The organism is Nocardia sp. NPDC041819 (genome assembly GCF_055590505.1).
On record NZ_JBVJAP010000008.1, the window covers coordinates 94,938 to 108,422 of the forward strand.

Annotated in this window: 14 protein-coding genes; 9 read left to right on the forward strand and 5 right to left on the reverse strand. The window is 68.7% G+C overall.

Going from position 1 to position 13,485, the window contains the following annotated elements:
* Nucleotides 1-25 precede the first annotated feature (25 nt).
* On the reverse strand, nucleotides 26-799 hold the full coding sequence (locus tag ACZ6DL_RS22800; protein WP_466053956.1) for an SDR family oxidoreductase: 774 nt from the start codon (nucleotides 797-799) through the stop codon (nucleotides 26-28).
* Between the two features lie 66 nt (nucleotides 800-865).
* Here ACZ6DL_RS22800 and ACZ6DL_RS22805 point away from each other — a divergent pair, with 66 nt between their 5' ends.
* The 4 genes from ACZ6DL_RS22805 to ACZ6DL_RS22820 all read left to right on the forward strand — a co-directional run bounded on the left by ACZ6DL_RS22805 (nucleotide 866) and on the right by ACZ6DL_RS22820 (nucleotide 3,949).
* Nucleotides 866-1,456 carry a TetR/AcrR family transcriptional regulator gene (locus tag ACZ6DL_RS22805; protein ID WP_466053957.1) on the forward strand — a complete coding sequence of 197 codons (591 nt, stop codon included), beginning with the start codon at nucleotides 866-868 and terminating at the stop codon, nucleotides 1,454-1,456.
* Nucleotides 1,457-1,525: 69 nt separating this feature from the next.
* The gene (locus ACZ6DL_RS22810; RefSeq protein WP_466053958.1) at nucleotides 1,526-2,332 is read left to right on the forward strand and encodes an LLM class flavin-dependent oxidoreductase; all 807 of its coding nucleotides are present in this window, start codon (nucleotides 1,526-1,528) and stop codon (nucleotides 2,330-2,332) included.
* 544 nt (nucleotides 2,333-2,876) lie between these two features.
* Nucleotides 2,877-3,626, forward strand: coding sequence for an LGFP repeat-containing protein (locus ACZ6DL_RS22815; protein ID WP_357039218.1), 750 nt, complete (start codon nucleotides 2,877-2,879; stop codon nucleotides 3,624-3,626).
* A gap of 35 nt (nucleotides 3,627-3,661) precedes the next feature.
* Entirely contained in the window at nucleotides 3,662-3,949 is a 288-nt protein-coding gene (locus ACZ6DL_RS22820) for a hypothetical protein (protein ID WP_466053959.1), read from the forward strand.
* 561 nt (nucleotides 3,950-4,510) lie between these two features.
* On the opposite strand, the gene ACZ6DL_RS22825 is transcribed toward ACZ6DL_RS22820, so the two are convergent.
* On the reverse strand, nucleotides 4,511-5,407 hold the full coding sequence (locus ACZ6DL_RS22825; protein ID WP_357117833.1) for a helix-turn-helix domain-containing protein: 897 nt from the start codon (nucleotides 5,405-5,407) through the stop codon (nucleotides 4,511-4,513).
* Between the two features lie 256 nt (nucleotides 5,408-5,663).
* On the opposite strand from ACZ6DL_RS22825, the gene ACZ6DL_RS22830 reads away from it, so the two are divergent.
* The 3 genes from ACZ6DL_RS22830 (at nucleotide 5,664) to ACZ6DL_RS22840 (ending at nucleotide 8,425) form a co-directional block, all read left to right on the forward strand.
* A complete protein-coding gene (locus ACZ6DL_RS22830) occupies nucleotides 5,664-6,497 on the forward strand; it encodes an SAM-dependent methyltransferase (protein WP_466053961.1) in 834 nt (277 codons plus the stop codon).
* A 284-nt stretch (nucleotides 6,498-6,781) separates the two neighbouring features.
* Nucleotides 6,782-7,705: an SAM-dependent methyltransferase gene (locus ACZ6DL_RS22835; RefSeq protein ID WP_466053963.1), complete on the forward strand. Its 924-nt coding sequence runs from the start codon at nucleotides 6,782-6,784 to the stop codon at nucleotides 7,703-7,705.
* A gap of 15 nt (nucleotides 7,706-7,720) precedes the next feature.
* Nucleotides 7,721-8,425, forward strand: a complete 705-nt coding sequence (locus ACZ6DL_RS22840) for a DUF6081 family protein (protein ID WP_466053965.1) — start codon at nucleotides 7,721-7,723, stop codon at nucleotides 8,423-8,425.
* 105 nt (nucleotides 8,426-8,530) lie between these two features.
* Here the strand turns inward: ACZ6DL_RS22840 and ACZ6DL_RS22845 are convergent, their stop codons facing one another.
* On the reverse strand, nucleotides 8,531-8,722 hold the full coding sequence (locus tag ACZ6DL_RS22845; RefSeq protein ID WP_396985021.1) for a hypothetical protein: 192 nt from the start codon (nucleotides 8,720-8,722) through the stop codon (nucleotides 8,531-8,533).
* A 410-nt stretch (nucleotides 8,723-9,132) separates the two neighbouring features.
* Here ACZ6DL_RS22845 and ACZ6DL_RS22850 point away from each other — a divergent pair, with 410 nt between their 5' ends.
* A complete protein-coding gene (locus ACZ6DL_RS22850; RefSeq protein ID WP_062971377.1) occupies nucleotides 9,133-9,429 on the forward strand; it encodes a hypothetical protein in 297 nt (98 codons plus the stop codon).
* Nucleotides 9,430-9,792: 363 nt separating this feature from the next.
* Nucleotides 9,793-11,262 (forward strand): AIM24 family protein, encoded by a 1,470-nt coding sequence (locus ACZ6DL_RS22855; protein WP_466053968.1) that lies wholly within the window; start codon nucleotides 9,793-9,795, stop codon nucleotides 11,260-11,262.
* 15 nt (nucleotides 11,263-11,277) lie between these two features.
* On the opposite strand, the gene ACZ6DL_RS22860 is transcribed toward ACZ6DL_RS22855, so the two are convergent.
* Together ACZ6DL_RS22860 and ACZ6DL_RS22865 are read right to left on the reverse strand one after the other, a co-directional pair.
* Nucleotides 11,278-12,780 carry a metallophosphoesterase gene (locus ACZ6DL_RS22860; protein WP_466053969.1) on the reverse strand — a complete coding sequence of 501 codons (1,503 nt, stop codon included), beginning with the start codon at nucleotides 12,778-12,780 and terminating at the stop codon, nucleotides 11,278-11,280.
* 90 nt (nucleotides 12,781-12,870) lie between these two features.
* Nucleotides 12,871-13,383 (reverse strand): mycothiol transferase, encoded by a 513-nt coding sequence (locus tag ACZ6DL_RS22865; RefSeq protein ID WP_466053971.1) that lies wholly within the window; start codon nucleotides 13,381-13,383, stop codon nucleotides 12,871-12,873.
* Between the last annotated feature and the right edge of the window lie 102 nt (nucleotides 13,384-13,485).

Here is a 13,485-nt window from a genome sequence, read left to right on the forward strand (position 1 = left end):
GCCCGCGCGCAACCGTGTCCGGCGATCACCAGGACGGCGCTTTCGGCCCCAGGAACAAGCCGCCGTTCACTTCCAGCGTCTGGCCGGTGACCCAGCGCCCGTCCTCGGAGGCGAAGAAGGCCACCGCGTCGGCGATGTCCGCGCCGCTGCCGACGCGCTCCAACGCGGTCATGCCCGCGACGCCCGCGATCGCGCCGTCGTTGGTGTGCAGCCAGGAGTTCATGTCGGTGTCGGTGATGCCGGGCGAGACCGTGTTCACGGTGATCCCGCGGGGCCCGAGGGTATTGGCCAGCGAGCGGCCGAACACGTTGAGCGCGCCCTTGGTCATCCCGTAGACGACTTCCGGCGTGGCGAACCAGGTGACGCCGGAGGAGATGTTGACGATGCGCCCGCCGTCGCGCAGCAACGGCAACGCCCGCTGCACGATGAACAGCGGCGCCCGCACGTTGACCGCGAACAGCCGGTCGAAGTCCTCGGGCGTGGCCTGCTCGACGGTGGCCTCGTAGGCGATGATCGCGGCGTTGTTCACCAGGATGTCCAACGGCCGGTCGCCGAGCCCCGCGGTGAGTTCGCCGAACAGCTGGTCGATGTCGCCGTCGACACCCAGTTCGGCGCGCACCGGGAACGCCCGGCCGCCCGCGTGCCGGATCGCCGACACCGTCTGCTCCGCCGCCTCCTCGTTGGTGCCGTAATGCACGGCCACCTCGACGCCGTCGGCGGCCAGCCGTTCGGCGATGGCCCGGCCTATCCCCCGCGAGGCGCCGGTCACCAGGGCGGTCTTTCCGTTCGGATCAGTCATGATGCACTCCCGCATTGTCGTTAGGTAACGTTCCCTAACATCGTTGCCAGCGGCTACTCTATTCCCGTGGAACCGAAACGTCGAGCCGCCGCGGAGACCAGGGAGCACATCCTGGCCGTCGCGCGGGAGTTGTTCTACGAACAAGGGATTCGGGCGACCGGCGTGGATCGCGTCGCGGCCGAGGCGAACGTCGCGCCGCCCACCCTGTACCGGCTGTTCGGTTCCAAGGACGATCTGGTCGCCGCGTACCTGGAGCGCGAGGACCGCCATTATCGAGAGTGGTTCACCACGGCGGCGAGCGGGGACGGCCCGCGCGAGCGCATCCTGGCCCTGTTCGAGGCGCTGGCCGAGCAGGTGCGCCCCGAATCCTGTCGCGGTTGTCCGTTTCTCATCGCGCTCGGCGAATTCCCGGACCGCGACGTGCTCGGCCACCAACACGCCGTCGCGATGAAGAGCTGGGTGCGGGCACAGTTCGGCACGCTGGTCGGTGAACTCGCGGCGACCGCGCCGGTCGCCGACCCGCGGGCGCTGGCCGATCAGCTGATGCTGGTGATGGAAGGCGTCTACGCCACGACACAGGCGTTCGGCGCGATGGGTCCGGCCGCCCGGTCCCGCGCCCTGGTCGAGGCACTGCTTCCGGCCGCAGCTTCGAGATGAGCGTCCGGGATATCGACTCGAGCGAGCGGAACATTGGCGCGAGTGCCGCGGCTTCGTAGCGTCGTGACCATGACCTTGGAAATCGGTACGATCCTGCCCACCTCGACGCCCGATCCCGCGCGACCGATCCTGGGCGACGTGCGCGCCGCCGCTCGTCTCGCCGAGCAGATCGGCCTGGACTCGGTGTGGTCCACCGATCATCTCGTGGCCGGCGCGCCGATCCTGGACAGCACCGTGGTGCTGGCCACCGCCGCCGCCGTCACCGATCGCGTCCGCATCGGTTACGGCGTGCTGCTGCTCGCGTTGCGGCCGGTCGCGTGGGCCGCGAAGCAGATCGCCGCGCTCCAGTACGTCTCCGGCGACCGGTTGATCCTCGGCGTCGGCACCGGCAACCCGGCGCACGGGGATACCGGATGGCGGGCGGCAGGCGCGTCTTTCGCCGGGCGCGGCCGTCGCACGGACGAGGCGTTGCGTGTCCTGCCCGATCTGGTCGCCGGGCGACCCGCGGTACTCCCGGATGGCACCGAGGTCACCTTGGCACCGGGTGCAACCATGCCGCCGGTGCTGATCGCGGGCGACGGAGAACGGGCGCGACGGCGCGCCGCGGCCTACGCCGAAGGCTGGATCGCCATCGGAATCGAGCCGCCTCAGGTGGCCGCGGCCGCGGCCGAATTGACGACGCTGGCGGAGGAATACGGCCGCCCACCGCTCGAAGTGACCATCGTGGCGCCCCCCTTGGCGACCGATCCCGGCCAGGCCGCCGAGCAAATGGCCGCCTACGCCGAGGCGGGCGCCGCTCGCGTCATCCTCGCCCCGTCCGGAAGCGAATGGCAGGTCGGCTACGAGTTCGCCGCGAAGATCAAGGAACAGCTCTGATCGCTCTACCCCGGCGCGCGACGATCCCCGCGTGAGGCCGAAACGCATCGCTGCGATCCCGTATCCCCCACCCGCCAAGCGAAAAGGGGCCGAGCAGCCGTGCGCAGAAGCCCAGCGCGGTGAACCGAGGACGCCAGTCGGCATCGCCCCGCGGTGATCCGGGCTCAGGCAGGTATCGGCGAGCAGAGTAGCGCCACGGTGTCCGGCGGAAGCGGCGCGCGCGTTGCGTTGCGGCAACGGATCCCCTTGCCCGGAAACCTGTTCGGGCTGGACACGCCGCCGGGCCAGAGGTGCAGGCACCCTGCCCCGGCGGCGCCGTATCCGAGAAGGCGCGACCGTGGGCACGGTAGCACCGCCAGTTTGTTCGGAGCCCCGGGCGACTTGGATGGGCCGCTCACGGCAACTACCGTGCGGCACGACACCAGGCCGGTCGACTACCTCGTATTCCTCCGTATCGGGACGCGGCGAGGTAATTTGATCTCCGCTACGCCGACCACAGCTTCAGCTCCATCCCGCACCCACCCGAGATGCACAGGAGTTCACTTTGGCACGGCACCGTCGCCCGAACCGCTCGACCACCCGCGGCGCTTTCGCCATCGCCGCCGCGCTCGGCACTCTGCTCACCGGCATCGGAACCGATGCGGCGGCACGCCCGATCGGCCCCTACGACGTCGGCGGGGCGATCGAGGTCGAATACGACGAGGCCGGTGGGCCCGCGTTCTTCGGCGATCCGGTCACGCCCGACTCGCCCGCCGCCGGCGGTGGCCGCTACCAGGCGTTCGAGCGCGGCTCCTCCATCTACTGGCACCCGGACACCGGAGCCCATCAAGTCGGCGGGGCGATCCGCGACAAATGGGGCAATCTCGGTTACGAAGGCGGAGCGCTCGGCTATCCCGTGGCGCGGGAAGCGGCGACACCCTCGAAACCGGGCAGCTACAGCGTCTTCCAGAACGGGTCCATCTACTGGTCCCTCGGCACCGCCGCGCATCAGATCGGCGGCGCGATCCGCGACAAGTGGGGCGCCTTCGGGTGGGAGAGCAGCCCGTTGGGGTTCCCCATCACCGACGAATCCCCCGCCCGCTCGGGCAACGGCCGCTACAACCTCTTCGGCGGCGGAGCCATCTATTCGGCCCCGCGCAGCGGCACCCACGTCGTGTGGGGGTCGATCCGTGAGTCCTGGGAGGCCGCGGCGGCCGAAGCCGGACGCTACGGCTATCCCACCAGCGACGAATACGACTTCGAGAACGGCAAAGCCCAGGATTTCGAAGGCGGCCGTATCACCTGGACGCCCTGACCGCACGGGCCAGTGCCGTAGAAGGAGTTGAGGAGATGCTCGCTGGACGACTGTTCCCACGCGCCGCCGACGGGCAGCGATTTCGCCTGGAGGAGGTGCCGGTACCGACTCCAGGGCGCTTCCGCCGACAGCAGCTGCGTGGACGTGGACACTCCGGCTCCGAACCCGATCGTGTGCTCGAACCGGTGCGCCTGCGCCGCGCTCATCGCATCGACTTCGCCGAATCGGTGAGTGCCGTGCTCCCGCCGGCCGAAGCGGGCGAAGCGATACAGGCGTTGGAGAACAAGGAAGGCGATCCGATCCGAATCGTGCTGACACCGTGAACTTCCGGCAATCCGGACGTCGGAGCGATTCGTAACGGCTCCGCCGGCGACCCCAACTCGCGTTGGGGTCGCCGTGGCCGAACCAGCCGCTGCCCGAGCCTATCCTCAGACCCCGACCTCGACAGGAATCCTGCCACATCACCGCGGCCGCGTCGCATCGGTGATCTTCCATCGGTACGTACATGCGCGCGTGCATGTGCATTGGCGCCACCGGTCTCGAAATACTCGAAGATCAAGGTGGACCGACGCCAATCGATAACGTTTGAGCATCGGCAAGGATTCGACGATGCCGAACTGTTACCTTTCGGAAGTATCATTTCGACGAGTTACGATCGACAACAACAGAATTCATACCCCGGTGCGAGGATTCGATTCGGGTGCTGCACGATTCACCGCGACGCCCCTGAATCGATCCGACCGCCCGGTTTTCAAACGGCCGAGATGGCTCCGCTCCGAAAGTGCGCAGTACCAACGTGCGCGGAGCAGGTCAACGCGTTGAGCAAACTCCCCGCGCATGCCGCACGGCGAGTACGGCCCGCTCGGGGCGGCGCCGATCGCGTCCTATTCGCCCGAGCGCATGCCGCCGAGCAACTCGCGCAGGAAACCGATGCTCTCGGCCGGAGACAGCGCCTCCACGCTGATCCGGTTCATGACCGACATGTACAGCTCGACATCGCGCTGCTTGTCGAAATACAACGAGCTGGTGAGCTGTTCGGTGTAGACGATGTCGGCCAGCTCGGGTTCCGGGAATCGAAGGATGCTGAACGGGCCACCCGCCGCGGAGTGCCCGCCCGCCGAGTACGGCAGTACTTGTATCCGGATGCTGGGACGGTCGGCCATCCCGACCAGATGTTCGATCTGCTCGAGCAGAACCTCCACCCCGCCGACCGGCCTGTGCAGCGCCGCCTCGTCGATGACCGCCCAGAGCGTCGGGGCGGCCGCCCGATAGAGGATCTGCTGGCGGCGCATGCGAATGGCGACGCGACGTTCGGTCTCGTCGGTATTGCCCAGCTGGATCACCGCGCGCGCGTAATCGGCGGTTTGCAGCAGCCCGGGCACGAATTGCGCCTCGTAGGTGCGGATCGTAGTGGCGGCCTGTTCGAGGCCGATGTAGGTCTCGAACCACGCGGGAAGCAGATCGCTGTAGTGCTGCCACCATCCCGGATCGTTGGCCCGGCGAGCCAGTTCGAGATACGTTTCGCGTTCAGCGGGGTCGACAACGCCGTAGAGGCTCAGCAGGTCGCGCAGGTCACGTTCTTTGAAACCGGTCCGGCCCAGTTCCAGTCGGCTGATCTTGGCGTGCGATCCGCGGATGGCGTCGCCCGCGGCCTCCCTGCTGATTCCGCAGCCCTCGCGCAGCTGTCGCAACCGGCTGCCCAACGCGATCCGGAGGACGGTCGGACCACGTTCTGCGGCAGGGAAATCCGCGTTGTCACCGGCATCCTCGTCGTTGCTCATGCATGCCTCCGGCCGATCGGGGGTTAGACCGCGGGGCGTAGTGCCTCCACCATCACAGCTGTCTGAACGTCGGCTGCAAATCCTACTAGTCCGTTCCCGGACGGCGGTCCAGGCGCGAGTGCGTGCCCGGAACACCGGGGGCACAAACATGTATTCGCAAGAGTGCCAACGCAATATCTTGCCCGCAAATCCGAGCGAGCCCGCGGCGGTATGCGTAGAGTCGCCCCCGACGGTGGCCACGAGGAGGAGGAGCGCCATGACGTCGGCAGAGGGATCGACCCGCCTAGCGGGTGTGGACCCGGCGGTGCCCAGCATCGCGCGCGTGTACGACTACGCCCTCGGCGGGACGGACTGGTACGAATCCGACCGGCAGGTATATCAGCGCCTGAAGCGGGCGGTGCCGCACCAGGACGACGTCGGCGCCGCGAATCGGCGCTGGCTCGAGCGGGTGGTCCGGTACGTCACCCGGTCGGCGGGCATCGATCAGATCCTCGACCTGGGCAGCGGACTGCCCACGCAGAAGAACACCCACGAGATCGCCCAGGAACTCGACGCGGCGGTCGCGGTGGTCTACGTGGACAACGACCCGGCCTGCGTCGTCCGGGGACGGGAGGTACTCGAAGCCAACGAACGCACCCACTTCCTCGACTCGGACCTCACCCGCCCCGCGGATCTGTTCGACAGCATCGCGGTCAACCGTTACCTCGACCTGTCCCGCCCGATGTTGCTGATGCAGTGCGGCACTTTGCACCACGTCGACGACGACCAGGACCCCGCTGGCATCATGCGGCGGTATATCGATCGTCTCGCACCGGGCTCCTATGTGATGATCAGCCACTTCTTCGATCCGGCCGACGAGAACGAGCATTTGCACGTACTGGCCAGGCGGGCCGAGCGGGCACTGCACGATGGGGGCCTCGGCACCGGCCGATGGCGCACCCGCGCGGAGATCCAGGCGTTCTTCGACGGACTGGAAATGGTTCCACCGGGATTGGTGGAGCTGCACGAATGGTGGCCCGGCGGCCCCGCGCTGCGCACGCCGTGGCCCGACGAACGGCTCATCCTCGGCGGCGTCGGCCGCAAGACTTGAACCCGTCCCCACCACGGAGCCCGATATGACTTCGAACGACGTGCAGATCACCGAGCAGGGCGCCCGGGACGAACCGGCCGGCGTCCTCGGTGGCATGAAACCCCAACGGTCACCACCGCGATCGGCCGATGAGTATCGACCGGTTCGTATGCTCGGTCGTGGTCGGCGAGACCGCCGTCGGTCCACGAAATCAGCACCCGCCGAACGTATCCGCACGGATTGCCCGCCGATTCGGCGGACCCTAGGCTGGTGAGCCAGGCGACGGGAACTACAGAGAGGTCTCCATGTCCGAGCACGCTCCCCGGACCGGTGTTCGCGCGCCGGTAGGCGTGGACACGACACGCGCGAGCATCGCCCGCGTCTACGACGCCACCCTCGGTGGCAAGGACAATTACGAAGTCGACCGCTACGTGCGCGACAAAGTCGCCGAAGTCGCGCCGCGGCAGAGCGATGTGGCGCGCATGAATCGCCGCTGGCTGCACCGCGTGGTGCGCTATCTGGCCGGGACCGTCGGCATCGACCAGTTCCTCGACATCGGCGCGGGGCTGCCGACCGTCGGCAATACCCATGAGATCGCCCAACAGCAGAATCCCCAGGCGCGCGTGGTGTACGTCGACAACGACCCGGTGTGCAACATCCACGGCCGCGTCCTGCTCGAGCGCAACGAATTCACGCATTTCGTGCCCGCGGATCTCACCGCGCCGAAGACCTTGCTGTCGCACTCCGACGTCACCCGGCACCTCGATCTCACCCGGCCGCTGGCGCTGATCCTGTGCGGCATCCTGCATCACGTCGACGACGACCTCGATCCGGCCGGGATCATGCGTCAGTACATCGACGCGCTGCCCGCAGGCTCCTACGTCGCGATCACGCATTTCTACGATCCCGACGACGGCGGCGAGGCGCACGAGATGGCCGCCGAGCTGCAGCGGCGTTTCACCGAAATGGGCTTGGGCTCCGGCTGGTACCGCACCCGCGAGCAGATCGCCTCGTACTTCGGTGATCTGGACCTGATCGAGCCCGGCTTGGTCGAACTCGACGACTGGTGGCCGATGGGTCCCGCGATACGCCCGCGGATGACCGAGGAACGTCTGCTGCTCGGCGGCGTCGGCTACAAATCCGGGTCGTCGAACGGCGTCGTGACCGCACTGCGCCGCCGCGCGACCGAGGACGACCTATCGGATGCCGCCGCCGGACCACACGGCTGAAAGGTAATTGCCGCAATGACTTACGACGACCTGAACGGACCGGACCTCCGCGAGGACCGGTGGCGTCACCTGGAAGTCCCGCTCGGGCCCGGCCAGAGCTGGCGCTACGCCGACCCGGCCGCCCGTACCGAGGTCGGCGATGGTGCCGTGTCGGTCCGGATCGACGCCTTCACCCGATCCCACGCCGACGTCCAGATCCTGGACAACCCGAAGCATCTGCTGGTGTCGACCGAAGCGTTCGATCTCACCGACGGTCCACGGACTTTCACCGTGGAGATGGCGGCGGAGAACATCGGCGCCACCGGCGAGGACTACCGGGACGGCTTCGCCGCGTTCAACGTCCTCGATATGAGCAGCGCCCAGGTCTTCGACGTGATCGCGACCAGCAAGCACGCCTATGCCATCCACGAGCGGCTGTTCGTGCCGGGCGTCGTCCCCGCGGAAGAAGCGTTCACCCACGTGGTGCACGCGCCGCTGGCGGGGATCGACATCAAACCCGGCGAGTTCCACCGCTACCGCGTCACGATCGACCGGGCCGCGGGCACCGCGGGCTGGTACGTCGACGACGCCCCGGTGTACACCACCCGCGCGCCGCAGCTGCCCGAGACGGTGCAGATCGGTTTCGGCATCATCACCTTGCACCCGATCGAAGACGGACACAGCACATCGCTGCGCGGACAGGGACTGCACGCGTCGTGGCGCGACTTCACGGTGGAGTGACCGGCGTCGCCGAGCGACGCGAGGTTCGCTGAAAACAACTGATGCCCAGCCGAACTCGGCTGGGCATCAGCTACGTCATCGCCTGCCGGTGGCCCTGACCGCCGGTCAGACACTCTCTTTGCGCGGCCATTCGACGCTGCCCGACCGGGCGTATTCGCCCGGCGCGATACCGTCCTCGTCCATGCCGTACTCGTAGTCGTACTCGTCCTCCGTACGACGGCGCGGATCCCACACCATCGCCACGGCCGACACGGCCAGCAACGCGACGACAATGGCCGCGATGACTACATAGAGCACGTCTTCCAACCTCCTGAAGGAAAAATCGAATAGCACACCGCCGTGCCGGATACGCAACGCGCACAGCTTCTTTGACGCCGCAGGCATAGTAAGCCGCAGCACCGGGAATCGGACATTCCGACGCCGGTTACCGACCGGTCGCCACCGGATCCGGGCCGGTCGGCAACGTCCGCCGATTCCCCGGAAACGCCCCGCGAACGTTCAGCGTCGCTTAGGCTCGGCACAGTCCCGGTGGCTCCGGGACAGCCGGCGCGGCATCGGTATGCCCAAGCCTGCCGCGATCGCTGGTGGTAGCGGTGGGGTTCACCCCATTAGATGAACCTCGCCGTCCCGCCGCCTCCCGTGAAATCGCAGGGACATTCGCTTGGAATCACCCGCTTCGGGCATCCTTCGAGCTACCGTCTTCGGTCATGGACGACATCGAACTGCAGCCACCGACCGTCGCCTCCGCCAAGCACACCGGCCTGGTCCTGGACATCGCCACCCTCGACATCCACAACCCGCTCGCCCGGCCCGGCGAGACCACCTATCCGTATGTTCGCTGCACCGACCACCGGGTCCTGCGTCTACCCGAGCCGTTGCACCGGTGGGCCACCGAGACCATCGCGCTCAACCACACCCAGCACGCCACCGGCGCCCTGCCCCTGTTCCCGGGGCAGGTCGAATTCGGCATCCTCGACGGCACCATGTACGCCGAAGTCCTCTGACCCGAATCCATGACGAGAGCCCGGTCGACACGGCCGGGCTCTCACGCGTTCAGGGGATTCGCCGCCGCAGGCCGGATGCGTGAGTGCCCGACCGCGTGCACGTCGGCCGAGGGGCGCACCATCGGTGTTCCGCCGCCGGAGTGGCCCCGGTCCCGGCTCGCGTCCTCCGGCCGACATCGGTCCTCCGATCGGCGAACGCCACGTGCTCGATGACGGCGATGGACCGACCCGCGCACCGATTCGAGGCGCCGGGTCGACGCACGACCCGGTGTGCCTGTGGCGCGCTTTCCGACCGCACGACACACTGGAGCCCGTGAATCGCATGTCAACCCGACGGCGCCGCCGCGGATCGGACGGCCTGCCGTGACCGACCTCGCCCGCGGTGAGAACCGCCCCGCGCCCGGCGACCGGCTGACCGTGACCGTGACCTGCTCGGCCCCCGTCGACGTCTCGGCGCTGTTGCTGAACTCGGCGGGGCGGGTGCGCTCCGACGCCGATTTCGTGTTCTTCAATCAACCGGTCGCCCCCGGCGTCACCTACCGGCACGGCCGGGGTGCGGGCGATGTGGTGGACATCCAGACCAGCGCGCTGCCCGGCGACGTGGATCGCGTCGTCGTCACCGCGAGCCTGGACGGCAACGGCCCGCCCACCTTCGCGTCCGCGGGGTCGCTGCGCGCGACCATCGCGTCCCCCTCTGGCACGCTCGCCTTCCCGATGACCGGGCTGAGCACCGAGACCGCCGTGGTGTGTGTGGAGATCTACCGTCGCGGCGGCGCGTGGAAGGTGCGCGCGGTCGGGCAGGGTTACGACAACGGACTGGCCGGAATCGCGACGGCCTTCGGCGTGAGCATCGACGACGAACCGGCCCCGGCGCCCGCTGCGGCTCCCCCACCGGCGAATCGACCGGCCCCGCCGGCTCCGGCGCCCGCTCCCCCGCCCGCCTATCCACCTCCCCCGCCACCGGCGAACCAACCACCGCCACCGGCCTACCAGCCCGCGCCATCGCCTTCCTACCCACCGCCACCGGCCTATTCCGCGCCGGCCGCCGCGGTGCCGCCACCACCGATGCACTCACCTCAGCAAGGAGCGCTGCCGATGCAGAGCGAACTCTTCGCCCCCAGCCACGCCGAAGTCACCGGCGCCGGCATCCAGAAGCAGGGCGGCAAGATGATCAAGGTGGCCGTCAACGGCGAGGTCATGGCTCGCGCCGGATCGATGGTCGCCTACCAGGGCGATCTGCAATTCCAGGCGCTCGGCGCGGGCGGGATCGGCCGGGCGATCCAGCAGCGGCTGACCGGCGAGGGCGTTCCGCTGATGAAGGTGTCCGGGCGCGGCGACCTGTTCGTCGCCAACGGCGCCGCCGACGTGCACACCATCGATCTGGACGGCACCGACGGGCTCACCATCAACGGCGCCAACGTGCTGGCCTTCGATTCCACCCTGCGCTACGACATCCGGATGGTGCAGGGCGCCGCCGGATTCGCCAGCAACGCCGGGTTGTTCAACTGCGTCTTCACCGGCCGTGGCCGCATCGCCATCACCACCCACGGCACGCCGGTGGTACTCAACGTCGACCAGCCGACCTACGCCGACCCGCAGGCGGCGGTGGCCTGGTCGTCGAGCCTGCAGACGGGCATCAAACGCAACGATTCGTTCGGATTGGGCAGGCTGATGGGCCGCAGCACCGGCGAGGGGATGACGCTGTCGTTCTCCGGACACGGTTTCGTCATCGTGCAGCCGTCGGAGCTGCCGCCGGGCGGCTTCGTCGGAGGCACCGGCGGCGGACAGGAGGCCGGCCAGAGCGGCGGTGTGCTCGGCGGCCTGTTCGGCTGACGGCGAGAGTCGCGGTCAAGCCTGGAGCGATACGAGTTCCACGACGGTGATGTCCGACGGCGCGCCCACTCGCACCGGCGGGCCCCACGCCCCGGCTCCCCGGGAGACGTACAGCTGCGTGTCGCCGTATCGCTCCAGCCCGGCGACGGTCGGATTCGCCAGCCCGGCAAGGTAATTGCCGGGCCAGAGCTGGCCGCCGTGGGTATGGCCGGACAGCTGCAGATCGACGCCGTGCGCTACCGCGTCCTCGATCAGCACGGGCTGATGCGCCAGCAACACCGCGGTGCGCGCCCGGTCGCGGTCGCCGAGCGCCTTGCCGAAATCCGGTCCCTGCCCGATGCGTTCGCCCTGTACGTCGTTCACCCCGGCCAGATCGAACCCGGGCAGCTCGGTGCGGGCGTTCGCGAGCAGGTGCATGCCGAGCTCCTGAACGTGCTCCACCCATTGTTCGGCGCCGGAGAAGTACTCGTGGTTTCCGGTCACGAAGAACGCGCCGTGGCGGGCACGCAGCCCGGCCAGCGGCTCGACGGCCGATCGCAGGTGCTCGACGCTGCCGTCCACCAGGTCGCCGACGACCGCGATGAGGTCGGGCTGGGTGTCGTTGACACTGCGCACCACTCGCTGGGCGAAGCCGCGCCCCAGGATCGGACCGAGATGCACGTCGCTGACCACCGCGATGCGGAACCCGTCGGCTCGGCGCGGCAACTTCGCCAGCGGCACGGCGACGCGCTTGACGCTCGGTCCGTCCAGGACGCCGTGGGCGCCGATGCCGACGGTCGCCGCCGCGGCGGCGACCGCGGCGCCGCTCACCACCCGCGAGACGAAGACACGGCGCGGTAGGCGAGTCTTCGGGGACTCGGCGGGAGCGGCCGTGTCCGGCAGGGACTCCGGCGCGGAACCCGCTGCCGTCGATGACTCCCGCGCAGAGCCATGTTCCGCAGGAGACTTCGACGCGGAATCGCTTCCCCCGGCAGACGCCTGTCCGGAACCGCTCCCCACGAAAGACTCCGACGCCGAACCACTCCCCACAACAGACACCTGCCCGGAACCGCTCCCCACAGGAGACTCCGACGCCGAACCACTCCCCCCGGCAGACGCCTCTTCGGAACCGCTCCCCCCGGAAGACTTCGGGACGGAATCGATCTCCGCAGGAGATTCCCGGTTCGGTCCCGCCCGGCCCCGATCGAACCGGCGCAGCGCGAGGATCCGGATCGGCTCGCCGATCGCCAGCGCCAGCAGCAGGTACACGAACAACGCGCCCCACAGATAGCCGGGCCAGGCGATGATCCGGACCACCGCGAACGGAGCGGACGCCAGCTCGGCCACCGTCGCGCCCAACAGCAGCAATGGCCCGGCCAGCACGATCGCGGTGCCGACGCGCCGCGCGCGGGAGCCCGCCGCGGTCGTGTCCCGCACGAGCCGCCGCCAGACATACCAGTGGGCGCCGACGACCGTGAGCACGACGACGCCCACGAGGACGAGCACGGCGACACCGACCAGAACACTCTTCACGACCACGACGGCACTCTCTGTGAACATTCGGCTTGCGCGGCATCAACCTACGTCACGATGAGGGCCGTGCACGGGTCGAGGACTTCCCGGTGCCGGTTACTCCGTCCGTTCCAGCACGCCGCGCAGGAACGCCGCCTGGCCTGCATGCTGGAGATCATCGGAGATCACGCTGACCAGCCGCACACCCAGCGTCACCGGCGGATCCCACCGGACGTCGACGACGCGGTCCAGATCGCTGTCGGTCAATTTCCGGACGAAACGCAACGTCTGTTCGTGCACCGCGTCGTAGTAGCCCGTGAGCGATTCGGCCGACGCCCGGATGACCGCCACGTCGGCGGGGCGGTCACCGTAGCCGGTCGCTCCCGCGTCGATGGGCAGGTCGAAGCGGTCGTACCAGCCCTGCGCGGTCCAGACCTGCTCGGTGCCGGCCACTTCCGCGAGGTGGTCGTCTTGCACGCGGGTGAGATGCCAGATCAGCCACGCGATCGAGTTGGCGCCCGGATCCACCCGGCGGACGAGGTGGTCGTCCGCCAGCCCGTCCACCGCTTCGTGCACCACCTCCTTGATCCGCTCGTAGGCGTCGGTGAGCACATCGGCACTGGTAGCCATCAATCGACTCCTTCTCGGGTAGTCCGCTGCCACCGACGGTACCCAGCGCGACCACCCGCCACGACCGGCGACGCTCCGCGGGGAGGAAATTCTCGCACGACC